Below are 23,352 nucleotides of genomic sequence, written 5' to 3' on the forward strand. Positions count from 1 at the left end.
TTGGCAGCATCAGGTCAGGGGTAGTTCACCAGGTAGCGCTGCTGGTTGGCGGTGTTGGCGGTACCGCCGGTGTTGTTGATGACGTTCGAGATGGTGCCGACTCCGCCGAGTGAGACCGAGACCAGGTCGTGGAAGCGCACACCCGGTGTGTCCGGGACCTCAAATGAGCGGGACGCGACGATGGAGTTGTTGGGGCTGAAGAAGCAGTAGCTGCCGACGCCCCACGCCTCGTGCGTCGTCACGGTGTTCGCGACCTTGTACGCCGCCCAGCCCTGGGTACCGCCGCCACTCGACCACGAGGCCTGGTCGGGGACGTCGTACGGGAACTCGTTCTGGTAGAAGTACGTGCGGCCGCCGTTACCGTTCCACAGCGTCTCGTACTCCTGGTAGTGCTCGACGAAGAGGCCGTACATCGTGACGTTGCTGCCGTTCACTACCAGTCCGTTGGCGGCGGTGTTGACGTTCCAGCCGACACCGTCACCGTGGTCGCCGCGCCACAGCCAGAGGTGGTCGCCGATCACGTCGTTGCTGTTCACGCGCAGGCTGACGCTGGCCTTGCCGATGTGCGCACCGCCGACGCGGGCGAACACATCGTGCACCGAGGTCGGGTTGGCCGCGTGGCTCGCGTTCGATCCGGCTGGGCCGATCTCGATCAGCGACGGCGAGTTGACCGGGCCGGCGTCGACAAGCACTCCGGCCAGTTTGACGCCGTCCACGTCGGCGACGCTGATCGCTGCCTGCCCAGTGTCGGGAATCAGCGTGGCCAGGCCGAGCCCGAGTACGACGGTGTTCGGCCGGGTAACCCGGATCGTGTCGTTGAGGTGGTAGACGCCCGGGGTGATCAGCAGGTGCTTGCCCTGAGCAAGTGCTGCGTTGATCGTGTCGACCGACGCGCCCGGCTTGACGACGTAGAAGTCGGCCAAGCTGATCGACGTACCGGCGGCCGGTCCTTGGGACCAGCTGGTACCGGCCGAGTTGGTGCGCAGCGCCGGGACGAAGACGTTGTAGTTGCCCGCAGCATCGAAGTACAGGAAAGGCTTCTCCCGGACCTTCGGGGTCTGGCCGATCGTCGTGTGCGACGGGTTCGGGAAGTGCTGCGGCGGTGCGCCGTTGGTGCCGAGGAACACCATGTTCCAGACCGAACCGGCCCAGCTGCCGAACTCCGAGTTTCGCGAGAACCACTGCTGCTGCGATCCCGACACCACCCGGCCGTCGATCTTGGTGTCCGCGAACAACCCGCCGCTCGCCCAGCCGTCGCCGCCGTTCCAGAGCTGCACCTCCGGCGCGTTCTTGAGATGCATCCGCCGGTACGGCGCTGCTTGCGACACCGCCCAGCGTTCGATCTGACCGGCCGGCGTCGTGACCGCGAGGTTCTCGGCGGACCGCCAGAAGTTCTGCGTCGCGTTGCCCTTGTTGTTCGGGTTGTCGCCTTGCTGCAGCCAGTCAGCCTCGACCCGGACGTGCCCGTTGAGGTTGACGTCATCGGGTGACAGTCCGAGGCCGGCCACTTGGGTGTAGAAGCCGAGGTTCACGTCGGCGGTGTAGCTGCCGGGCTTGAACAGAACGGCGTACCGCTGGGTGCCGAACTGGTTCGTGTGCATCTCGGTGGCGATCTGGTTCAGCTTGTTCTGCATGTCGGTCTGCGAACTGCCGGGTCCGTAGACGAAGACGTTCGGACCGAGATCGGGGTTGCGCGGATCAGTCGGCGGGATCACCGGACCAGTGCCGTCGCTCGTGCGCACTGCGACCTCCCAGAGCGAGTATCCCCAGCCGGTCGCGCGCTGGGTGCCGGTGATCCGCAGGTAACGACCGCTCCCGGCGACCTCCAGCGTCTGCGCACCTCCGGCCCCGGTCGTTGTCGAGTAGACCTCGGTCCACGCGGAGGCGTTGTCGGACAGCTCGATCCGGAACGCCTTCCCGTACGCCGTCTCCCAGGTCAACGCGACCTGGCAGACACTGACCTTGGATCCAAGGTCGATCTGCAACCACTGCGGATCGGAGAAAGCGCTCCCCCAGCGCGTTCCCGGGTTGCCATCGACTGCAGCCGAGGCCGGTACGCCGGCGTTCTCGATCGATGACGCGGTGGCGGGGCGGTTCAGCGCGGCGTTCGCGGTACCGCAGGCGGCGAGCCGGTCCTGCTGCCGGGACTCGGCCATGGCGTCACCAGCGCCGAGGCCGGTCGCCGCCAGGGCGAGCACGAGAAGAACCGGGAGAGAGCGCGCACGCAGGCGCGACAAGACATCCATGGGCGACACCAATCAGAAAGGGCGGAAAGGGTCCGAGAGAGCGCTCTCTCAGAGAGTGGCCGCGGTCCGCGGCAGTGTCAAGGGAACGTTCCCTCAGCCTGGTTCCGGAACTTCCGGACCCGCCGAAAGCAGTCAGACGGAAGCAGGCAGGCAGGAACGCATCAGGCGGTAGCCGTCAGGCGGAGACGCCAGCTGGACCGGTTAGGCGGATTCTCGGACGATCAGCCGCGGATCGAAGATGACGGACGACGGCGGCGTGTCCGGGTCGGCCAGCAGCGCCACCAGCATCGCCCCCATCTCGGCCGACATCTGCTCCACCGGCTGGTACACAGTCGTCAACCGCGGACGAGTGAGCTGCGCAGGCTCGCTGTCGTCGAACCCGATCAGCGCCACATCATCAGGAACCGAACGCCCGTGATCCCGCAGCACCCGGAGCGCACCGACCGCCATCAGATCGTTGGCCGCGAACACCCCGTCGAGCTCCGGATCCATCGCCAGCAACTCGGCCATCGCCCGCTCACCACTGTCGGCAGTAAAGTTGCCACGGGCAACATGTACGTACGGAACGCCATGCCGCTCCATCGCCCGCTGGAACCCGGACAACCGGCCGATCGCGGCCGGCAGATCGGCGGGACCCGCGATCGTGGCGATCCGGCGACAACCACGCTCGGCCAAATGGGCAGCCGCCAGCGCCGCGCCCGCCTCATGATCCAGATCCACGAAACTGATCGGCACCGGATCAGCCGGCCGCGCGAACAGCACCGCCGGCACCCCCGCATCCACGAACAGCCGCGGCAGGGGATCACCAGCATGCGTCGAGACCAGAATCGCCCCGTCCGCATTACCGCGCCGGACGAAGTCGAGCGCGTCCTGGCGAGCCTGGTCGGAGTCGGCCAGCATCAACGTCGGATGCATTGCACGCTCACGTAGATACGTCACGACACCGCCGGTGATCCGGCCGAAGAACGGATCGGCGAAGACCTGCGCGGCGGACCCGTCGGAGCCGGACATGACCAAGGCGATGGTGCCGGTACGACGGTTGACGAGCGTGCGAGCGGCCGCGTTCGGGACGTAGCCGGTGGCGTCGATCGCCTCCAGCACCCGGCGACGCAGCCCCTCGTCGACCGTGCCCTTCTTGTTCACCACCCGGGACACCGTGGCGCGCGAAACACCCGCCGCCTCGGCCACATCCTCCAAGGTCGGGGTACGTCGGGTCGCTGCCTGCGTCATGGCACCGGATCGTATCTGGGACACGTCATTCCGCCTCAAAGTTATCCACAGGGGTACGGCGGCCCCAGGTGGTGAGCCGCCGTACCGGTCGGTGGGATCAGCGTCGGTAGATCCCGAACTCGTAGAGCGAATAGCCCCAGCCGGTACCGCGCTGGGTCCCGGTCAGCCGGACGTAGCGCCCGCTCCCGCCGGTCGTGATGTCGTCGACGTCCCCGTTCCCGGCGGACGTGTCGTAGAGCGCTCTCCAGGCGTTCCCGTCGTCCGACACCTCGACCCGGTAAGAACGGGCAAACGCTCCCTCCCAGATCAGCTGGATCCGGTCGAACGACGTCACCTGCCCGAGGTCGACCTGCACCCACTGCGGATCCGACCAGTCGCTGGCCCAGCGGGTCGCGTTGTTCCCGTCCGTCACGTTCGACGGCGGGAACGGCGCTCCCGGTCCGACCCGCTGGTACGACGACGCTGTCGCCGGACGACCCCGCGCGATGTTCGTCCCCTCGACCGGCGGCGCGACCACCCGGAAGGACCGAGTCTCGATGCTGACGTGCCCACGCCCGTCCCGGACATAGTCGTACAGCTTCCAAACCCCGAGCCGCGCAGGCACGGTCACCGTGAACGGACCGTTGCCACTCGACGTCGTCGTGACCAGAGCCCCGCTCCCGTCGATGTACTTCCCACCGACCTTGAACTCGTGAGAGAGCGCATCCCCGTCGGGATCACTGACCGCGACGTTGACCGAAACCGTGCCGCCGGCCGGGACATCCGTCGTCCGGCTCAACGTCATGTTGGTGATCACCGGAGGCGTATTCCCGCCACCAGGGCCACCGAAGGCCTGCCGGATCGCATACCAGGCCAGGCTCTTCTCGTTGCCCGGCGTGATGTTGAACCAGACCGCGCCGAAGTCGTTCTCGCTCCCGTAGTGGAACAGCGTCGCACCCAGCGCCACACCGGCATGCCCGGTGATGCAGTTCCACGCCTGCAAGTACCCGTCGCGCTTCTGCAGATCGGTCGGCTGATTCGGTACGCCGTTCGCGTCGTTCGGGACCTCCCACTCGCCGGCCGGTCCGCCCTCGGTGAGGATGTACGGCTTGTTGTAACCGCCGTTGATCCAGTCCTGCTTCACCTGGCAGACATGCCCGTAGGAGTTCACGGCCAGCAGATCGAGGTCCGGCGAGTACTGCTTGTAGTACGGCCAGGCACCGGTCCAGGCGTCGGTCGACGTGACCGGGTGGTTCGGGTCGATCGCGTGGATCGCCTTGGCCGCGTCGTTCACGAAGGTCGCGTACGCGATCCGCTGCTGCTCGAGCTCCGCGCCGGAGTAGCAGTTCTGCAGACCGAGCACGGACTCGTTGCCGACGTTCCAGATCAGCACGCCCTGGTTGTCCTTGTACTCGGTCGTCCAGCGCCGGATCTCGCCGAGCATCGTGGTCTTGTAGTTGGTGTCCGTCACGTAGTTCGCACAGCCGCCGCTGCCAGGCCCACCACCAGGCTGGAGCCAGTAGCCGGCGACCACTCGCATGCCGTTCGCAGCGGCCGCGTCGAACAGCGGCTTCGAGCTCGCATCGGTTCCCCAGGTGCGGACCGTGTTGACGCCGATCGCCTTCAACTCGGGCAGCCTCTGAGCGGCCTCGGTCGGCGGCGGTCCCCACGTCAGGCCCTTCACGACCCAAGGGTTGTTGTTCACCAGCAACTGCCAGTTGCCCTGGCTGCCGGCGATCCGAACCGTTCCGGTTCCTGGCGCCGGGCCGCTGTCGCCCGGCGTTCCGAAGACTTTGAACTCGAACAGCGAGACGCCGTACCCGTTAGCGCGGGTGGTGGCGAAGATGCGGACGTACCGGCCGCTGCCGCTGACATTCAGGGTCTCGGTACCACCCGGACCGGTGGCGGTGCTGTAGATCTGGTTCCACTGCTGGCCGTTGGCCGAGACCTCGATGCGGAAGCCGGTCGCGTACGCAGCCTCCCACTGGAGGACGACCTGTTCGACGGTGGCGGTCGCGCCGAGGTCGACCTGCAGCCACTGGTTGTCGGCCCACACGCTCGACCATCGGGTGTTCGCATCACCGTCGACCGCGGCCGAGGCCGGCGTACCGGCGCCTTCGGAGGTCGAGGCGGTGGCCGGCTTGCCTTGGGACAACAGGGTCGCGGCCTGCGCCGGGACGGCCGACACCACCAGGTTGCCGAGCGCCACCAGGGCCACCGCGATCAGGACGGCGGTCGGCCGCGGCCGTCGCCGGGCACGCAGAGCGGGCAAAAGCTTCATCGGGCGGACTCCTTTTGCGGAGAGCTCCTTGACGGAGAGAGGGTGAGAGAGCGCTCTCTCGCGGACCGATCGTGGCCGCTGCTTTCCGGTGTTGTCAATGCCTCGGTACGCCGGGTTCACGCTCAGCGTGGTTCCGGAACCACGGAGGGTTGACACCGCGAGGCGGCCGGATCATGGTTCTCCAGAGAGCGCTCTCCCGCGATCTTTCCGACCGCGGGCCACTCCGATCACCCTGCCGACCCTGACCCGATCGCCGCCCCGCGGAATCCCCCAGCAGGAGGAGTTCCGTGTTCCCAGCCAAGAAGAAAGTCCTGTACGCCGGCGGCACCGCCGTCGGCGTCATCGCCGCCGTACTGACCGCTCTCGCCGGCTCGTCCGCGCATGCCGCTGACGAGGTGACGCACCACGAGTTCCAGGTCAACTGCACCGTCCATCACCGGGCGCCCGACGACCCGATCGTGTTCCCGAACATGCCGGGTGCCTCCCACGACCACAGCTTCGTGGGCAACAACACCACGAACGCCGCCACCACCCTGAACAGCCTGAACGCCGCCGGTCCGTACGCGACGACCTGCCTGAACCCCGACGACCTGTCGGCGTACTGGTGGCCGACGATGTTCCGCGGCAACGATCCGGTGATCCAGACCTGGCACCAGACCATCTACTACAAGTCCGGCATCCTCGACTACACGAAGGTCCGGCCCTTCCCGCCGGGCATCCGGTACGTCGTCGGCAGCCCGACCGCGACCCAGGAGGCGTTCCGGACCTCGCCCGGTGCCGTCGAGGGCTGGGAGTGCGGCGACAGCGCGCACAACTGGGACTTCCCGGCCAACTGTCCGGCGGGAACCCAGCTCAACATCCGCTACCAGGCCCCGAGCTGCTGGAACGGCCGTGACCTGGACAGCCCCGACCACAAGAGCCACATGGCCTACCCGGTCAACGGCACCTGCCCAGCCTCGCACCCCAACCCGGTGCCGATGCTGGAGTTCAAGATTGCCTTCCCCGCGGACGGCGACGTGACCAACGTCCGGCTGGCGAGCGGACGTGGCTACTCCTGGCACTACGACTTCTTCAACGCGTGGGACCCGCCGACGCTGGCTGCCCTGGTGAGCCACTGCATCAACGGTGGCCTGCAGTGCAACTCGCGCGGATTCGATCTCTACAAACCGCACCGCGGTCAGGTTCTCGGCGACAACTACCGGCTGCCCGGACGCCCCTGACCACTTGATCCTCCTGCGGTGCCGGGGACAGGGCAGGCCCGGCGCCGCAGGACGGCCCGCGAGGTCTGTGAGCTCAGTCTCACCCTCGCCCCCGAACCCTGCTCCCGGGGCCTCCGGTTGCCGACCGCAACAAAGTTGTGAGAAACGTTCTGGCCCTCCAGAACGATAGGGACACTGGGAGGGGGTGATCCAGTATGTGCGAAGTGACTCGCCGGCTGCTGGCTTTGTTACGTCTGCTCGAGACGGACACGCGATCCAGTGTCGCGGAGGACGACGTCCTGCTGGACGCCAAATTCGGCCATGCCTCCGCGGAATTCCCGATGGAGCGCTACTGACGGTCTGGCCGGTCAACCGGTCAGACCTGCTGCCAACTGCCGGTAGCCCGCCCGAGGAAGGCGCCGTACGGCGCGGTCCGGCCCGTCCGTGAACCGGTCGAGGAGCTGGACGGCGACATGGTCGGCTCCGGCCTCGAGATGTTCGGAGATGCGGTCCCGCACGGTGCGCGCGTCGCCCCACGCCACGACCGCATCGACGAGCCGGTCGCTGCCACCGCCTTGCAGGTCCTCGTCGGTGAACCCGAGACGCCGAAGATTCGCCGCATAGCCGCGCTTGGTCAGATAGAACGTCAGAGCCTGTCTCGCGATCGACCGGGCGACGGCCGGATCGGTCTCCAGCACGACCTTGAGTTCGGGTGCGAGCAGTGGCCCGTTCCCCAGCGCAGCGCGGGCCAGAGCGGTGTGTTCCGGAGTACTGAGGAACGGGTGGGCGCCCAGCGAGCGAGCTGCGGCCAGCTCGAGCATCCTCGGACCGACCGCGGCCAGCATCCGGCCATCGCTCGGCAGCCCCACCTCGTCGAGTCGATCCAGGTATCGGGTCAGTTCGCGGTACGGCGAACGCGCCCACTGAGCCGGCTCCCGCGGACCGTTGCCGAGCCCGATCGTCAACCGCCCGGGAAACCGCTGCTCCGCCTGCAGGTAGGCGTCAGCGACGTCGGCGGGATCGTGGACCCAGATGTTCACGATCCCGGTGGCGATGGAGACTGCTGTGGTCGCTCCCAGCATCACAGCGGCGGTTTCGAGCATCTCCGGGCCGTTCGCCACCCAGAGGGTCCCGAATCCCAACTCCTCCAGCTCGCGCGCGGCCTCGTCGAGTTTCTCGCCTTCCTGTTTCCACAACCACCAGGGCGCCCAGATCCCGACCGCGCCGAGTGAGCGTGCCGATCCATGAACAGACATGCCGTCGACGCTAAAGGGTCAGCGGCGCCGAGGCAGCGTCCACTTTCCGATCAGTGGCCTGCTCGCGAGCAGTCCGTACGGCGAGGCCGCGGGAGGACTCGGGAAAGCGGTCGAGCATGTCTTGCAGCTCGGCCGCGGTGACATTGGCCCCGAACGCTTCGGTCCCCGGTTCCAGCTGGACGCCGTCGGCGAGCGAACCGGCGATCACCGGATCGAAGCCGAGGTCGTCGACGATCACCGCCACCTCGGCCGCCTCCAGCGACGGACCCGCGACCGCGATCGCCTTCCGCCCGGGCGATCCGGCCGGCGAGGCGCCGTCCTCGAGATCGTGGTAGCCCATGTGATTGAAGGCCTTCACCACGCGCGCCTCGGGCAGGAACTCCTGGACGATCTCGGACGACGAGGTCCGCGGATCGGTGAGGTCGTCGCGGATGCCGTCGACCTCCCACCAGTAGTTCATCGCGTCGATCACGAGCTTGCCGCGCAGCGCCTCGACCGGAAGCGTCCGGTGCTTGCCGAGCGGCAGCGCCAGAATCACCACATCCGCCCGCGCCGCCGCGTCGGCCGCGGTAGTCGCGACCGCACCCGGCGTGACGATCTCCACGATCAACGCGATCTTCGATACATCACCCGACCCCGCGATCAGCACCGGATACCCGGCCCCGACCGCGAGCCGCGCGAGCACAGTGCCAACCTTGCCGGCCCCGAGAATCGCAAGAACAGGCTTACTCATGACTCCTCGGCCAGGATCTCGCGGACCATCGGGATCACCTTGCTGCCGTACAGCTCCACCGCTCGCAACCGATCGCTCCCCGGCACCGACCCCGACGAATAGATCAGGTCGAACCGCCCGACCCCGAGCTTCTTGACCGCGCCGGCGATCCGGCGCGCCACGGTGTCCGGCGAACCGACGTACAGGGAACCGTGCGCGACCTCGGCGTCGAACTCGGACCGCTTCACCGGCGGCCAGCCGCGGAGCGCGCCGATGCGGTCCCGCATCACCTTGTAGCGCGGGTAGTAGATCTCCTTGGCCGCCTCGTCGGTGTCGGCGATGAAGCCCGGTGAGTGCATGCCGACCGGCTGCGCGACGGTGCCGAACTGCTCGGACGCCCGCTTGTACAGGTCCAGGTACGGCGCGAACCGCTCCGGCGAACCGCCGATGATCGCGAGCATCAACGGCAACCCGTAGAACGCCGTACGGACGACGGACTGCGGTGAGCCGCCGACGCCGACCCAGGTGGTCAGTCGGCCGGACTCCGTCTTCGGGTAGACATCGGCGTTGTCGAGAGCAGCGCGGACCGTGCCTTCCCAGGTCACCGGCTTCTCGTCGAGCAGTCGCGCGAACAGCTGCAGCTTCTCCTCGAACAGCACCTCGTAGTCGGCCAGGTCGTACCCGAAGAGCGGGAAGGACTCGGTGAACGAGCCGCGCCCGAGGATGACCTCGGCGCGGCCGTTGGAGAGCGCGTCCACGGTCGAGAACCGCTGGAAAACGCGCACCGGGTCGTCCGAGCTGAGCACGGTCACGCCTGACCCGAGCTTGATCCGCGACGTCTGCCCGGCGATCCCGGCCAGCACCGTCTCCGGCGAGGAGATCGAGTACTCCGGCCGATGGTGCTCGCCGAGCGCGATCGCGTCCACGCCCAGCTCATCGGCCAGTACGGCCTCCTGCACCACCTGCCGGATCGCCGCCGCATCCGACACCAGCTCGCCGTTCGCACCCTCCGGCACATCGCCGAACGTGTCGAGACCGAACTCCAGGCCACTCATTTCCCGCTCCTGTCCACGTCACCAAGTCTAGGTTGACATGTCAACGCGTGGAATGCGGGGTTTCATTCCATGGAGGAAGAGCAGGCGGGGTTTCATTCCATGGAGGAAGAGCAGGCGGGGGTTCATTCCCGGGACATCACCACTTGTCGTAGTGGACGACGTTCTCCAGATCCCGCCGCGGCCCAGGCTTGAAGTCGGTGCCGATCGTGTGCGCGACCGGGATCAGCACCCCCTGCCGAACCTCATCCGGTACGCCGAGCAGTTCCGCGACCTCCCGCTCGTACTTCAGGTGCAGTGTGGTCCAGGTCGTCCCCAGCCCACGGGCTCGCGCGGCGAGCATGAAGTTCCAGGCGGCGGGCAGAATCGACCCCCACAGACCGGCCTGGTTGCCCGACGGCAGCGAGGGCGCGGTGATGCACGCGATCACGAAGACGGGCACCTTGCCGAGGTTGTCACCCAAGTACGCCGAACTGTCGCGCACCCGCTGCTGCACCGGATCGGTCTCGGGCCCGCGGGCCGCCTCGTTCGCCGCGAAGTAGGCGTGCAGCGACTCGCGGTAGTACTCCGCGATCTTCGCGCGCTTCTCCTGGTCGGTGACGACCAGCCAATGCCAACGCTGCCCGTTGCTGCCGGACGGCGCCTGGGTCGCGATCTCGAGACACTCACGGATCAGTTCGGGCGCAACGGGCCGCTCCAGGTCCAGGCGCTTGCGGACGGCGCGGGTCGTGGTGAGCAACTCGTCTGGGTTCAGGTCAAGGGTGTACACGCATGTCAGTGTTTCACCCGCCGAGCCCACCCCGCGACTCATCTCATGTCGCAACGCCCGCCACCGGCACAGCGACCGCCAGAGCAGGATGACGCCGTACGGCGACCGGTATGAACGCGCCGGCGATTCCGAAGAGCACGGCAGTGAGCAACCACCCGGGCCAGCCCCAGCTGACCGCGATCGTCGTCAGCACGAGCGGCGCGACGAGGTCTCCGAGCTGATGCCCCATCGCGTACGCACCCTGGTACTGCCCCTGCGCACCGGGCGGGGCGAGTTCGAAGCTGACGCCCCAACCGCCGGCGGACTGCAGCATCTCCCCCAGCACATGCACGAGCGCAGCGACGATCAGCAGCGCGATGGTCACCGGCCCCGACGTCACGTCGGTGATCGCCAACACCCCGCACGCGGCCGCGAGCAGCAGCCCTGCCCGCCGACCGGCTCGCGCTGCACCGGCCAGGTGTTCCGTTCCGCGAGCGGTGCGGATCTGGAGCAACACGACCGCGACCGCATTGATCACGAGCAGCACCGAGATCAGCCACCGCGGCGCATCGGTCGCCGTCACGATCCACAGCGGGATCGCGAGCTGCGCCATCACGTTGTGCATGTTCAGCACCCCGTCCAGTACGACGAACACCAGGAACGGCCGGTCCTTCAGCGCGGTCAGACCCGAGGGAGCGCTCTCCGACGCGATCCCGGCCACGATCGGCAGACCGAACTGGATCATCGCGGCCGTCACGCAGTAGGTGACGGCATTGGCCAGCAGCGCCCCGACGTACAGGCCGGGTTTGTCGAGCGCGAGCACGATCCCGGCGAGTGCCAAGCCGACGCCCATCCCGATGTTCGTGGTGACCCGCAGGACCGCGCGGGTCCGCACTCGCTGATCGGGCTCGGAGAGTCCAGCGATCAACGCGCCCTTCGCGCCACGCTGGCCCGAGTCCGCGATCGCGGTCACCGCGGCCACGGCGACGTACGCGCCGAACGAGTGCACCTGGGTGAGCGCGCTCATCGTGATCGCCTGCAGCAGGAGGAAGCCGACGTACGCGCGGTTCGGTCCGAGGCGGTCGGCGACCACGCCGAGCGGCGTGCTGGTGACGAGCCCGAGTACGCCGGCGATCGTCAGACCGACGCCGACATGGGCTACCGACAACCCCGCGACCCGGGTCAGGTACATCACCCCGATCGCGGCGTACACGCCGTTGCCGAGCGTGTTGACCAGTGTCGCGATGATGAGGCGGCGCACGGCCGGCGAGAAGGAGGTCACCCCATGACTCAAGCCCACAGCGTCGCCCAGCGCCATTGGACTGACGAATCCCGGCAGCCTAAGCGGGTTTGAACCGGTACTCGATCGTGTCGATCAGCGCCTCGACCTGCTTGTAGGTGTGTCCGAACTGAAGGCACCGATGCTTCGCTCGGCACCAAGCGCATCCCGCATGGCATCCAGGTACCGACGCTGGACGACGGCCATCTGCTCGAAGCTGTCCGGCTTAGCCGCCGGAGCCTGCCGGCTGGCCGAAACGAGCCGCGGGATGATCCGCTCCTTCATCGTCGCGACCAGCTCCGGATCAAGCGGCTCACCCTCGACCAACTGCTCCTCGAGCGGACCCATCGCATCGATCGCCGACTCACCGATCCGCCGCAGCAACGCCTGCGTCGCGTCCCGCTTGTCCTCCCGGCTCTCGGACTGGAACTTCATCCGCGCGATCACCCACGGCAGCGTCAGACCGAAGACCACCAACGTGAACAGCGCGACCAGGAAGGCCGCAAGCACGACCGTGGCGACGTGCGGCGTACCAGCCGGAATCGTCTGTACGGCGGCCACCGTCACGACCCCGCGCATCCCGGCCCACGCCAGCACGAGGGTTCCGCGCGAGGTCAACGGCTCGCGTTCCTCGAACTCCACATCCGCCCGCCCGCGCGCCAACCGGCGGCGCGCCCAGGCGAGACGCGACTCCTCCCGATCGCTCTCCGGGTTCATCGCGTCCAGCGCTTCTTCGAACTGCGTCAGCCGCGACCGCTGCTGCTCGTTGCGATCCCCACGACCGAACCGGCCGGACAGCGCGGGCCAGGCGAGTCCGATGAATCGCAGGACCACCAGCAGTGCAACGACGATCAGCACCAGCCCGGTGATCTCACCGACCGTGGTCTCCGCCCGGGCCGCGTCCACCAGCTCGGGCAATTGGTAGCCCATGGCAAGGAAGACAGCGCTCTCCAGGACGAAGCTGATCGTGGTCCAGGTCGTCGCCTGGGTCTGCCGGTCGCGCGCACTGAACCGCTTGCTGCCGAGTACGCCGGTCAGTAGTCCCGCCACGACCACCGCGAGTACGCCGGAGGCGTGCAGCTCCTCGGCCGGAAAGTAAGCCAGGAAAGGGATTGCGAACGAGATCGTTGTGTTGAGCACCGGATCGTCGAGGCGCTGTCGCAGCAGCACGGTCAGGACGCCGATCACGGCACCGATCAGACCGCCGCCGATCACCGCCCATCCGAAGTCGAGGACGGTGTGGCCGAGGTCGAACCCACCGCCGACGACTCCGATCGCAGCAATCGCCGTCCGCAGCACCACCAACGCGGACGCGTCATTGACCAGGCTCTCCCCCTCCAGCACGGTCATCACTCGAGGCGGCAGACCGACCCGGTGACCGATGGCTGTCGCCGCGACCGCGTCGGTCGGGCTCACCACCGCGCCCAGCGCGACGCCCAGGGCGAAGGAGATGCTCGGGAACAGGGCATGCACAACGGCCCCGATCGCCAGCGACGAGGCGATCACCATCACCACCGACAGCCAGGCGATCAGCGACAGGTTCCGCCGGATGTCGAGCACCGGCAACTGCACTGCCGACGAATACAGCAGCAGCGGCAGCACCCCGGCCAGCACGATCTCCGGTTCGAGGTGGATCGTCGGCGTACTGGGCAGGTAGCTGGCACCGATGCCGAGCGCAACCAAGAGCAGCGGCGCCGCGACTCCGGTCCGCCGCGCGAACACCGACGCCGTGATCATGATCGCGAGCCCGGCGCCGGCGATGAGCAAGAACTGATGGTCCACGTCACAGGACTCTAGTGGGGCACACCCGGAGGGCTGAACGGGCACGGTTCGCGAAGCGGAAAGCGCACTCCGCACAATCGCTTGAATTACTTTGCTAAGGTTCCTTCGTATACTTTGGTAAGGATCCTGCGAAACTCCCGTGAACGAACAGCTCGGCAAACTGAACCGGTTTGGCGGGCACAACCGTACTGGGGACGATTGTTCATGCCGAATACTGAGACAGACCTCTACCGCGCCGCCTCGAAGGTGCCTTACTCGAGCGCTGACGCCGATACCTACCTGGCCGCGACACCGCTGCGCGACGTGCGGAAGACCCTGCCGTTGCGGGTGCTGTCCGCCGCCGATTACGACCACTGGCAGACCTACGGGTACACCGTGGTGAAACACGCCATTCCACACGCCAAGGAGCTCCTCGATTTCGCCTGGGAATTCCAGGGGCTGAAACCAGACCAGCCCAGCAGCTGGTATCCGGAGCGAGAATTCCGTTCCGAGCTGGAACGCGACCTCTACATCTACGGATTCGTCGAGGCTTATCAGCACCAACTCATCTGGGACAGCCGGCAGGCGCAGCGCGTGTACGACGCCTTCGTCGACGTCTGGGACAGCGAGGAGCTCTGGGTCACGCTGGACAGGCTCAACCTGAACCCACCGAACGTCGGCAACCGCGATCGCGCGCTGATCCCGGCCACCGACACCGGCTTCGACATCGATCTGCACTGGGACGTCGACAGCACGCTCGACGTACTGCCGCAGCGGGTCCAGGGCATCATCGCGCTGACCGACACCACCGACGACAGCGGCGGCTTCCAGTGCTGCCCCGAACTGTTCCGCCAGTTCGAGAGCTGGCGCGCCGAGCAACCGCTGGACCGCGATCCGATCCGACCCGCCATCGATCGGAACGAGTTCCCCGTGATCCGGCCGCAGCTCGAGGCCGGCGATCTGCTCATCTGGAACGGGATGCTCGCGCACGGCGTCGCCCCGAACCGCTCCGCGAACAGCGTCCGCTCGGTGCAGTACCTGTCGATGATGCCGGCGCTGGAGACCCATCAGGACCTCGTCCGCTCACGCGTCGAGTCCTGGCGCACCCTCAGTACGCCGGAGTGGAACGCGACCCTGGTCGGCGACCCGATCAAGCACGAGTCGCTCCGGTATCCGACCGCCGAGCTGACCGCTCTCGGGCGCAAGCTGCTCGGGCTCGACTCATGGCACAGCGCCGGAGGGGAGACCCGGTGAGGCGCATCTGCCTGGCGCTGCCGACCGACCGGGCCTGCACTCCGATGCTGCACGAGCTGGCGGAAGAGGCGGCGTACGGGGTCTCGCACTTCGACGTCGAGATCGCCGTACTGGTCCTGGACTCCAGCTCCCCGACGGACTACGCCGAACACGCTCGGGTCCTCGCCGCGCTACCGCTGCAGCCGGGCATCGAGGTCGTGCATCTCGATGAGAGCGCTCAACGGGCGTTTCTCCAGCACGTGATCAAGGACGCGGCGCTCAACGAACCCGAGCGGATCCTCGACCTGATGCTGCCCGGCCGACGCTCGTACGGCGCCTGCACGAACCGGGCCTTCGTCATCGCGGCCGCGCTCGGATGCGAATCCGTGCACCGGCGCGACTCCGACTGCACCTACCAGGAGCTGGACGGCGCGAAGATCTTCCCGATCCATCACGAGCTCACCATCGGTACGACGGCCGCGGCGGCCCGCGAGCGAGTGTCGGCCGTCGACCTCGCGCCGGGCAGCGACGACCTGCCGGTGGTGATGGCAGGCGCGTCGTTCATCGGCGACATGTCCGTGGACATCGACGACATCCGGCAGCGTGATCCCGAGATCTACTACGAAGTGGTCAGTCTGTGGGCCCCCGGTGACGCGCCCGAGGCCGAAAAGCGTGCCCTGGTTGCGGAATCCTTCACCGGGGCAGGCACCACGCCGTTCCGTGCCGACGAGTCGGTGCTGACCATGGTCGACCCGATGCGTGTCGACATGTCGAACATCGCGTTCCACCGGGTCCAGGAACAGGTTCCGTTGCCGCCAGCAACCGACACGATCGGCAGCGACTACTTCCTGATGCATCTCGTGCACGATGCCGGTCTGCCCGGCGTCCAGCACAACCGGCACATCGTGAACCTGCACACCGGTGAACGGAAGACCGATGCGGGGTTCGCGTCGTACCAGCTGGCGCTGACCAAGTTCTTCCTGTCGATGCTCTATCTGCACTTCGTCTACGAGCGGATGGGAGTCGCGGGGAGCGCTCTCCGTGACGCTCACGGAGATGTCGACGCGGCAGCGGTGGCGGGGATTGTCCGGCAGAGCATCCAGTTGCCCGTCGACGAGAACGTCGATCGGCTGGACAAGCTCGGCTCGGCCTATCGACGGTTGGGTGGGCGGCATGCTGACTTCGCCGAGACCCTGGTGGTTCGGCGCTCGGCTCTGCTGGACGAAGCCCGCCAGGACATGGACGACTTCGCCGTACTGATCGACGGCTGGCAGTCGTTGATCAAGGCAAGCATCTCGGCAGGAGCAGGTCTGCTTACATGAACACAGTGCTGAGTGATCGGCTGCGAACCGCCTTGGAGCTCGCAGACCACGATCAGATCATCTTCGATCTGGGCGGGATCGAAGCTGCGTACGGCGCACTGACCGCGGAGCTGCCGGAGACCGCGATCCGGTTCGCGATCAAGTCCTGTCCCGTGGACGGCGTTCTCGAGACACTGGCCGGTCGCGGCTCGGGCTTCGATGCCGCGAGCCCTCAGGAGATCGTCCAGGCGCTCGCGACCGGGGTCGCTGCGGAAGACGTTCACTACGGGAACACGGTCAAGTCGGATCAGAACATCGCCGACGCCTACCGGCTCGGGATCCGGGACTTCGCGACCGACAGCGTTCCGGATGTGGTCGCGATCGCGGCGAGTGCACCGGGTTCGCGGGTGTTCTGCCGGCTGGGGACCACTGGTGAAGGTGCGTTGTGGGGCCTCAATCGCAAGGCCGGCTGTTCGGTGCGGGACGCGTTGATCGTGCTGTCGATCGCGCGGGCCCAGGGTCTCGTTCCGTCCGGGCTGTCGATCCATGTCGGGTCGCAGCAGATGACCACCGCCGCATGGGAATCCGCCTTCAGCCAGTTGGCCGAGGCGATGACCGAGCTCGCGGATCTGGACATCCACATCAACCGGATCAACCTCGGCGGCGGCCTGCCCGCGCTGGGCTATCTCGACCGAGCCGGTACGGCGCTCGATCCGTCGCTGGCCGAGATCTTCGGCACGATCCGGTCGGGGATGCAGCGGTTGCGCGAGATCGCCCCGGTGGAGTTCGTGATGGAGCCGGGGCGGCATCTCGTCGCCGACCACGGTGCGATCCGGGCCCACGTCGTACGGCTGTCGTCCCGGCAGCAGCCAGACGGTGCGCGGGAGCGGTGGCTGTATCTGAGCTGCGGGAAGTTCAACGGGTTGTACGAGGTCGACCAGGTGCGGTACCGGATGATGTTCCCGGCGCATCCCGAGGGACTCCGGGTACCGGCGGTCGTCGCCGGGCCGACCTGCGACAGCGACGACGTCTTCGGCCAGGAACCGTCACCGGCCCGGGTACCGGCCACGATCGGTTCCGGTGATCCGGTCTGGATCCTGTCCTGCGGCGCCTACTCCACCAGCTATACAACGCAACGCTTCAACGGCTTCGAGCCACTACCGGTGAACGTCTTGCCGGTGGAGATCCATGCTTGACACGGTTCGCGTGCGGCCGATCATCGACACCGATTGGCCGCACATCGCCGCGCTGGAACAGGCGGCGTACGGACCGCTCGGGCTCTCCGAGGGCGAGAACGCGCTGAGATCATGGAGAGCGCTCTCTCCGGACACGTGCTTCGTTCTCGGTCAGCCCGGCGCAGTGCGTGCCTACGTCCTCGCGATGCCCTTCCCGTACGGCGGCTATCCGCAACTCGGGTTGTCGGCGGGTGTCTTGGCGGGTTCGCCGAACCTGCATCTGCACGATCTCGCGGTCGCCCCGGCCTTCCGTCGTACCGGTCTGGGGCGCTCGCTCGTGACTCACCTGGACGCGGTTGCCGGCGATCTCGGGTATCGCAGGATCTCGCTGATCGCGCTCTCCGGCACGTTTCCCTTCTGGTCGTCCAACGGCTTCCGCCCCGATCCGGCCGTCCCCGCCCCCACCGGTTACGGCGACAACGCTCGCTACCTGACCAAGGTCCTCTAGAAAGGGCTCTCCGCATGCGCGACGAGTTCCGCCGTTCGCAGCTGGCCATCGCCGCACTCTTCGGCTTCCTCGGTTTCCAGTACTCCACTTGGGCCGCCAGGATCCCGATGCTGAAGAGCTCTCTGGATCTTTCGAACGCGCAAGTCGGGCTGCTGCTTCTGGCCACCGGGATCGGTGCCGCCATCGCGTTCCCGATCGTCACGTTTCTGATGCGGCGACTGGGTTCCCGGCGGCTCGCACTCGTCGCGTGTGTCGGGCTGACTCTCGTGCTGCTGGGATTGGCCGTCGTACCGAATCAGCCGGTTGCGCTCGCGGTGATGCTCATCGACGGTGTGCTGGTCGCTTGCCTCAATGTGGCGATGAACGCCCAAGGCACAGCGCTGGAAGTGAAGTACGAACGCAACACCATGGCCAAACTGCACGCAGCCTTCAGCGGCGGCATCTTCACCGCAGCCCTCATCGCCTCCGCCGTCACCGCCGCCACCACGAACCTGCTCACCCACTTCACCCTCGGCGCAGCAATCCTCGCAGCCCTCGCGACCCTCGCCTCGCGGTCCCTCCTCCCCACCGACCTCCCCACAACCGAGAAGGCCAAGGGCAAACTCACCATCCCGTCCCGAACCATCGCCTGGCTAGCAGTCGCCATGGTCTTCGTCACCGTCGTCGAAGGCGCCATGAACGACTGGTCCGCCCTCTACCTCAAAGAGATCATCGGCGCCCCACCCGCAGTCCTCCCCCTGGGCATCGCCGTAGTCTCCGCCACCATGCTCCTCACCCGCCTCTTCGCCGACTCCCGCCGAGCCGCCTGGGGCGACCGCCAAGTAGTCCTAGCCGGCACCACCATCGCCGGCACAGCTCTGTCCGCCGCCCTCCTCATCGGCGGCCTCATCCCCACTCTCATCGGCTTCGCCTGCGTAGGCCTAGGCATGGCCGCCGCCACCCCCTGCCTCTACGCAGCCGCCGCCAAACAAGGCCCCAACGCCCTAACCCTCGTAGCCACCATGGGCACCCTCGGCCTCCTAGCCGGCCCACCAGCCATCGGCGCCCTCACCAACGCCACCACCCTCCTCTACGGCATGGCAGCCGTAGCCCTCTCCGCCCTCCTAGTAACCGCCTGCACCACCCAAATCACCTGGACCCCCACCCGCGAACCCGAACCAGCCCGAGCGACCGACTGATCCGTCGTACTGTGGTCTGCAAGGGCGAGGTACACGTCGAGGAGGCAGCCGTGGATGCACAGGACGGTCCGTCACGCCGCATCTATCCGCTCGACGAACTGATGCCGATCGCCAGGCAGCTCGTGACCGACCATCACGATGTCATCTGCTCGGCCGGGCCTAGCAAGGACTTCTCCGGGGTCGGCGTGATGCTCTGGTCCGATCCAGCCACCGACCACGAGGAGCTGACTGCGGCGCTCGGCGAGGAGGTCGGCGTACCGGTTGTGTTCGAGCGGTACGTCGAACGCGGGTGATCCTGGAAGTCCAGTGCCTCAAGGGGCAAATGGTTCGCGGCGGGTGAATTGGCGAAGCTACGCTCAACAGATGGGTGAGCTCGAGTCGAAGCGTGCGCAGGTGGCGCGGATTCGTCGGACGGCGGTGCGGGCGGTTGCGGATTATGCGATCGACGCGCCGCGGCTGACGTTCATCGCGCACGGGGAGAACACGACGTTTCGCGTCGACTCCCCCGGCGGGCGTTACCTGATGCGCGTGCACCGGAAGAACCGGCACGGTCCGGGTGTTGACTCGCGGCTGGCGGTCGGTTCGGAGTTTGAGTGGTTGGCGGCGCTGCAGGCTGACACCGATCTCGACGTACCGACGCCGATCCGCACCCGCGCCAACCAATGGACCACCGTCAGCGATGACCTGGTCTGCTCGGTCCTCGGCTGGCAGGACGGGCGGATGCAGGCGAATCATCCGCACCCCGTGCACTTCCGGCGACTCGGCGGCGTGCTCGCTCGTCTGCACAACCACACCGCAGCGTGGACCCCACCCACCAAGCTCACCCGCATGCGCTGGGACTGGGAGACCTTCTTCGGCAACACCATGGAGTACGGCGGTGTCTCCGCCGCCGACTGCTGGGATCTCTTACCGCCCCCGGTACGCACGCAGTTCGACGAGATCGCCCGTCGGATGCGCATCACGATGAAAGACCTCGGCACCACCCCGGACGCCTTCGGTCTCATCCACGCCGACCTCCACCTGGAGAACGCTCTCTTCAACGGGGACGCCGTTCACATCATCGACTTCGACGACTGCGGCTTCGGCTACTGGCTTTACGACATCGCCGTCCCCCTCTGGGACAACCGCTACCGCGACGAGTACCCCGCGATGCGCACCGCCCTCCTCGAAGGTTACGGCGAACACCGCGAGCTCCCCGACCTCGCGCACCTCGACAACTTCATCGCGACCCGGGACGTTGCCTTCGGCCTCTGGTTCGCCGGCATGGCCCAAGTCAACCCGGCGTTCGCCGCCGACCTCGACCGAACCATGAACTACATCAACCGTTCCCTCGACAAACTCCTCTAGCCGTCGAGGCGAGGGGCCATGATGGAGGCATGACACAGGTCGAGCCCAGTACTGCGTGGCGTGAAGTTGTCGGAGCGGACGAGAAGGAACGGCACCAGCGGCAGGCGGAGGGGTTCGTCGCCATGCAGCTACGCAAGTCCGGCAAGTACGGAGTGGGCCGCGCGTTGCACCGCCGACAGGTGGCTGCCTTGCGGGCGCGAGTCGACGTGGTGGAGGGCCTGCCGGACTATGCGCGACAGGGATTGTTCGCCCAGCCAGCCTCATTCGAGGCCTGGCTACGAGTCTCGAACGGTGGGTTCAACGTCGCGGCGGACAAGACGCCGGACGTCCGCGGCTTCTCGATCAAGATCCTCGGGGTGACCGGGCAGGCGGCACTCGGCGGCGAGGCGAAGAGTCAGGACTTCGCCCTGATCAACCATGAACACTTCAGCTCGGCAACCAGCAAGGACTTCAGCGGGGTCGTTCTCACCACCGGCAGTACGCCGGGCACCGCGATCCGCCGGCTCATCACGTCCCCGTCGTTGTTGCCGAAGGTGCGTGAAGTGGTCACCGCGATCCGCACGCCGTTCACCGGCTTCGCCACCCAGGACTTCTTCAGCGCCGCACCCGTTGCCTTCGGCCCGTACGCCGTTCGCGTGCGACTCGCGGCCGCGTCCGACCAGGTGGATCCGGCGGCCCCGCAGGACTGGGGTGCCGACCTCTTCCGCCGACTCGCAGTCGCGCCACTCGTCTACGAACTGCAGGTCCAGTTCTTCCAGGACGAGGCGAGCACACCAATCGAAGACGCCTCCGCAACCTGGTCCACGCCGTACCAGACTGTCGCCACACTGACTGTCCCGCAGCAGGAACCCGACGAGCAGTTCGCCAAGACCGTCGAGTCAGCCCGCTTCGACCCCTGGAACGCGCTGGTCGAACATCGCCCCCTCGGCGAGGTCATGCGCGCCCGCAAAGTCGCCTACTACGCAAGCCAACAAGCCCGCTCAGCCAAGTAACCCAACTCAGGACAGGCGTCGAAGCCGGCGCTGCGGTTGTCAGCGCAGCCTGATGCGGCGCAGCCAATCGATGACTTGTGGCCGGGCTTGGCTAGCTTGTTCGCCGCGGACCGCCAGGCCTTCACCCAGGGTGGCGCCGGGGCAACTTCGGGCGTAGTCGCGTTCGGTCGTGCCCAGCCGATACATGGTGTGGGCCTGCGATATGCGTGTCCGCGCGGGCCAACTGAGGCACTAACGAGGCCTGATACGCCTGGTGAACCGCCTCATCAGATCCGGGTGCATGCAGCGCGCGGACCTGCCCCACTCACCAACCCTCTGCTGGACGGTTCAGGCAGGTCACGCTGAGCGTGAACCGAGCACGCTCCGCAGAGTTAGTGAGTGGGGGCGGTCCGCCCACCTCCGCCCACCTCCACCCACCCCCTCCCGGTCCACTGTTCGACACGGTGGCTTCGGTCGACGCGCCGCCACCAGCAGTCCGCGTCGACTGTGAGGAGATTGTCGGCGGTAAACGATGTACAACGGCACGAAGGTCACACTCGACCGCCCACTCCCCACACTCACCGACCACATCCGGCTACGGGCTGGTCATCATCACCTATACCACCGAATCCGGCAGCCCTGCCGCGGAAGCCCTCCGCTTCCTGTCCAGTGGGCCAGCGAGACCGGTTCGCTCAGGCGGTGAGTTTGGCGAGCTCGGCCAGCTCGGTGGGTGGGTCTACTACCGGCTGGATGACAAGCTCGTCGACGCCGGCCGCCTCGAGGGCGGCGATGCGGCGGAGGAGGTTGTCGCGGGTACCTACCAAGGCGAGTTTGTCGATGAGTGACGGGAGGATCAGGTCTCGCTCGGTCGGGTCGATGCGTCCCAGGTAGTTGGTGTAGAGGCGGCGAAAGCGATCGGGCGCGGTGCCGGTGGTGCCGCGCTGGGTGAGGAAGCGCTGCACGGCCTCGCGCTCTTCGGGGCCAAGCACCTCGGCGAAGGAGGGCTTGTCGGCGGCGAAGACCAGGAAGGAAAGAACAGTGTGGCCGATTGCGTCGCGAACCGCGTCGCCGTGCGGGTCCTCGCCCTCACCGAGCACACAGAGGGAGGTCGTCAGGTAGGAGTCGCCGACGACAGGTCCGTCTGCTGCCTCCAGGCGAGCGCGTTGGAATGCGCGCCAGGCGTCGGGGTCCAGGATGGCGAAGGACAGGAGCCCTGTACGGCGGCGGCCGGCGATGGCCGCGGACTTCAGTCCTTGGGCGGCGACCACGAACTCGATGGGATCGGTGGGGAGCTGCTGCGGACCGGCGTGCAGGAACTGGATGTCGCTGACTCGGACGCCCTCGCGGTAGCTGATCGGGCGGCCGGCGCTCAGATCTTGTAGTGACGCGGTGAAGGTCTCGAGCTCGGCGCTCTTGGTCGGCGGCATTCCCAGCGTGCGTCGGGCGGAGTTGCCAGTGCCGACGCCGCAGATGATCCGGCCCGGTGCCAGCGCGTTGAGGCTGGCGAACCCACTCGCGGCCGCGGGGATCGACCGCAAGGTCGGCGACGTCACGCCGACACCGAGTTTGATGCGGCTGGTGGCCTTCGCACACAACGCGAGCGCGGCGAACGGATCGCCGTGGACCATGGGGGTGTCGTAGACCCAGAAGCTACTCAGGCCGAGCTCCTCAGCCTGTACGGCGAGGTCTTCCACACCGGGAGCTGCCGCGACTACGACGCCTGTACGCACAGAAGAAGCGTATCGACCGGCATCGGCCGTCGCCCGCGGAATGCCCAATTGGGCATATGTTAAGGGCCACCCCGAGTGGGGTGGCCCTTAACAGTGTGAAAGTCCGGCGGCGTCCTACTCTCCCACGACCTCCCGGTCGCAGTACCATCGGCGCTGAAGGGCTTAA

The 23,352-nt window shown here is 67.2% G+C and carries 20 protein-coding genes and 1 rRNA gene; 10 read left to right on the forward strand and 11 right to left on the reverse strand.

Features of this window, described 5'->3' with window-relative positions; translation table 11 throughout:
* Nucleotides 1-14: 14 nt before the first annotated feature.
* The 3 genes from ABD231_RS06790 to ABD231_RS06800 form a co-directional block, all read right to left on the reverse strand.
* A complete protein-coding gene (locus ABD231_RS06790; RefSeq protein WP_344146689.1) occupies nt 15-2,246 on the reverse strand; it encodes a discoidin domain-containing protein in 2,232 nt (743 codons plus the stop codon).
* Between the two features lie 201 nt (nt 2,247-2,447).
* Complete coding sequence (locus ABD231_RS06795; protein ID WP_344146692.1) at nt 2,448-3,476, reverse strand: LacI family DNA-binding transcriptional regulator; 1,029 nt, start codon at nt 3,474-3,476, stop codon at nt 2,448-2,450.
* Nucleotides 3,477-3,573: 97 nt separating this feature from the next.
* Nucleotides 3,574-5,736 (reverse strand): discoidin domain-containing protein, encoded by a 2,163-nt coding sequence (locus ABD231_RS06800; RefSeq protein ID WP_344146695.1) that lies wholly within the window; start codon nt 5,734-5,736, stop codon nt 3,574-3,576.
* A gap of 287 nt (nt 5,737-6,023) precedes the next feature.
* On the opposite strand from ABD231_RS06800, the gene ABD231_RS06805 reads away from it, so the two are divergent.
* Both ABD231_RS06805 and ABD231_RS06810 read left to right on the forward strand, forming a co-directional pair.
* Nucleotides 6,024-6,956, forward strand: coding sequence for a DUF1996 domain-containing protein (locus ABD231_RS06805; protein ID WP_344146698.1), 933 nt, complete (start codon nt 6,024-6,026; stop codon nt 6,954-6,956).
* A gap of 194 nt (nt 6,957-7,150) precedes the next feature.
* Nucleotides 7,151-7,291 (forward strand): hypothetical protein, encoded by a 141-nt coding sequence (locus ABD231_RS06810; protein WP_344146701.1) that lies wholly within the window; start codon nt 7,151-7,153, stop codon nt 7,289-7,291.
* Between the two features lie 12 nt (nt 7,292-7,303).
* Here ABD231_RS06810 and ABD231_RS06815 read toward each other — a convergent pair whose 3' ends face one another.
* From ABD231_RS06815 to ABD231_RS06840, 6 genes are all read right to left on the reverse strand, one after another.
* Nucleotides 7,304-8,191, reverse strand: coding sequence for an LLM class F420-dependent oxidoreductase (locus ABD231_RS06815; RefSeq protein WP_344146704.1), 888 nt, complete (start codon nt 8,189-8,191; stop codon nt 7,304-7,306).
* 10 nt (nt 8,192-8,201) lie between these two features.
* Nucleotides 8,202-8,924 carry an NADPH-dependent F420 reductase gene (locus tag ABD231_RS06820; protein ID WP_344146708.1) on the reverse strand — a complete coding sequence of 241 codons (723 nt, stop codon included), beginning with the start codon at nt 8,922-8,924 and terminating at the stop codon, nt 8,202-8,204.
* The gene (locus tag ABD231_RS06825; RefSeq protein ID WP_344146711.1) at nt 8,921-9,958 is read right to left on the reverse strand and encodes an LLM class flavin-dependent oxidoreductase; all 1,038 of its coding nucleotides are present in this window, start codon (nt 9,956-9,958) and stop codon (nt 8,921-8,923) included. Before ABD231_RS06825 ends, ABD231_RS06820 begins: the two co-directional genes overlap by 4 nt.
* 136 nt (nt 9,959-10,094) lie before the next feature.
* Nucleotides 10,095-10,724 carry a nitroreductase family protein gene (locus ABD231_RS06830; RefSeq protein WP_344146714.1) on the reverse strand — a complete coding sequence of 210 codons (630 nt, stop codon included), beginning with the start codon at nt 10,722-10,724 and terminating at the stop codon, nt 10,095-10,097.
* Between the two features lie 43 nt (nt 10,725-10,767).
* Nucleotides 10,768-11,985, reverse strand: a complete 1,218-nt coding sequence (locus ABD231_RS06835; protein WP_344146717.1) for an MFS transporter — start codon at nt 11,983-11,985, stop codon at nt 10,768-10,770.
* Between the two features lie 93 nt (nt 11,986-12,078).
* Nucleotides 12,079-13,764, reverse strand: coding sequence for a cation:proton antiporter (locus ABD231_RS06840; protein ID WP_344146720.1), 1,686 nt, complete (start codon nt 13,762-13,764; stop codon nt 12,079-12,081).
* A gap of 204 nt (nt 13,765-13,968) precedes the next feature.
* On the opposite strand from ABD231_RS06840, the gene ABD231_RS06845 reads away from it, so the two are divergent.
* The 8 genes from ABD231_RS06845 (at nt 13,969) to ABD231_RS06880 (ending at nt 21,477) form a co-directional block, all read left to right on the forward strand.
* Nucleotides 13,969-14,997 (forward strand): phytanoyl-CoA dioxygenase family protein, encoded by a 1,029-nt coding sequence (locus tag ABD231_RS06845; protein WP_344146723.1) that lies wholly within the window; start codon nt 13,969-13,971, stop codon nt 14,995-14,997.
* Entirely contained in the window at nt 14,994-16,298 is a 1,305-nt protein-coding gene (locus ABD231_RS06850) for a DUF6271 family protein (RefSeq protein WP_344146726.1), read from the forward strand. The genes ABD231_RS06845 and ABD231_RS06850 overlap by 4 nt, the downstream gene beginning before the upstream one ends.
* A complete protein-coding gene (locus ABD231_RS06855; protein ID WP_344146729.1) occupies nt 16,295-17,473 on the forward strand; it encodes a type III PLP-dependent enzyme domain-containing protein in 1,179 nt (392 codons plus the stop codon). The genes ABD231_RS06850 and ABD231_RS06855 overlap by 4 nt, the downstream gene beginning before the upstream one ends.
* The gene (locus ABD231_RS06860) at nt 17,466-17,960 is read left to right on the forward strand and encodes a GNAT family N-acetyltransferase (protein ID WP_344146732.1); all 495 of its coding nucleotides are present in this window, start codon (nt 17,466-17,468) and stop codon (nt 17,958-17,960) included. Before ABD231_RS06855 ends, ABD231_RS06860 begins: the two co-directional genes overlap by 8 nt.
* The gene (locus ABD231_RS06865; RefSeq protein WP_344146759.1) at nt 17,870-19,138 is read left to right on the forward strand and encodes an MFS transporter; all 1,269 of its coding nucleotides are present in this window, start codon (nt 17,870-17,872) and stop codon (nt 19,136-19,138) included. Before ABD231_RS06860 ends, ABD231_RS06865 begins: the two co-directional genes overlap by 91 nt.
* A 50-nt stretch (nt 19,139-19,188) precedes the next feature.
* Entirely contained in the window at nt 19,189-19,431 is a 243-nt protein-coding gene (locus ABD231_RS06870; RefSeq protein ID WP_344146735.1) for a hypothetical protein, read from the forward strand.
* A gap of 70 nt (nt 19,432-19,501) precedes the next feature.
* Nucleotides 19,502-20,485: a phosphotransferase enzyme family protein gene (locus ABD231_RS06875; protein WP_344146738.1), complete on the forward strand. Its 984-nt coding sequence runs from the start codon at nt 19,502-19,504 to the stop codon at nt 20,483-20,485.
* 29 nt (nt 20,486-20,514) lie between these two features.
* Nucleotides 20,515-21,477 carry a catalase family protein gene (locus ABD231_RS06880; protein WP_344146741.1) on the forward strand — a complete coding sequence of 321 codons (963 nt, stop codon included), beginning with the start codon at nt 20,515-20,517 and terminating at the stop codon, nt 21,475-21,477.
* Nucleotides 21,478-22,148: 671 nt separating this feature from the next.
* Here the strand turns inward: ABD231_RS06880 and ABD231_RS06885 are convergent.
* A complete protein-coding gene (locus tag ABD231_RS06885; protein ID WP_344146744.1) occupies nt 22,149-23,186 on the reverse strand; it encodes an LLM class flavin-dependent oxidoreductase in 1,038 nt (345 codons plus the stop codon).
* Between the two features lie 101 nt (nt 23,187-23,287).
* Nucleotides 23,288-23,352 (reverse strand): 5S ribosomal RNA (gene rrf / locus ABD231_RS42130); the annotation flags it as partial.

This window comes from Kribbella yunnanensis (assembly GCF_039529655.1).
GTDB classification, from domain to species: domain Bacteria; phylum Actinomycetota; class Actinomycetes; order Propionibacteriales; family Kribbellaceae; genus Kribbella; species Kribbella yunnanensis.

Coding starts and splice junctions, on each gene's coding strand:
- ABD231_RS06860 (WP_344146732.1), top strand. CDS start 17,466: ATGCTTGACACGGTTCGCGTGCGGCCGATCATCGACACCGATTGGCCG.
- ABD231_RS06790 (WP_344146689.1), bottom strand. CDS start 2,246: ATGGATGTCTTGTCGCGCCTGCGTGCGCGCTCTCTCCCGGTTCTTCTC.
- ABD231_RS06820 (WP_344146708.1), bottom strand. CDS start 8,924: ATGAGTAAGCCTGTTCTTGCGATTCTCGGGGCCGGCAAGGTTGGCACT.
- ABD231_RS06810 (WP_344146701.1), top strand. CDS start 7,151: ATGTGCGAAGTGACTCGCCGGCTGCTGGCTTTGTTACGTCTGCTCGAG.
- ABD231_RS06880 (WP_344146741.1), top strand. CDS start 20,515: ATGACACAGGTCGAGCCCAGTACTGCGTGGCGTGAAGTTGTCGGAGCG.
- ABD231_RS06795 (WP_344146692.1), bottom strand. CDS start 3,476: ATGACGCAGGCAGCGACCCGACGTACCCCGACCTTGGAGGATGTGGCC.
- ABD231_RS06815 (WP_344146704.1), bottom strand. CDS start 8,191: ATGTCTGTTCATGGATCGGCACGCTCACTCGGCGCGGTCGGGATCTGG.
- ABD231_RS06875 (WP_344146738.1), top strand. CDS start 19,502: ATGGGTGAGCTCGAGTCGAAGCGTGCGCAGGTGGCGCGGATTCGTCGG.
- ABD231_RS06855 (WP_344146729.1), top strand. CDS start 16,295: ATGAACACAGTGCTGAGTGATCGGCTGCGAACCGCCTTGGAGCTCGCA.
- ABD231_RS06845 (WP_344146723.1), top strand. CDS start 13,969: ATGCCGAATACTGAGACAGACCTCTACCGCGCCGCCTCGAAGGTGCCT.
- ABD231_RS06800 (WP_344146695.1), bottom strand. CDS start 5,736: ATGAAGCTTTTGCCCGCTCTGCGTGCCCGGCGACGGCCGCGGCCGACC.
- ABD231_RS06825 (WP_344146711.1), bottom strand. CDS start 9,958: ATGAGTGGCCTGGAGTTCGGTCTCGACACGTTCGGCGATGTGCCGGAG.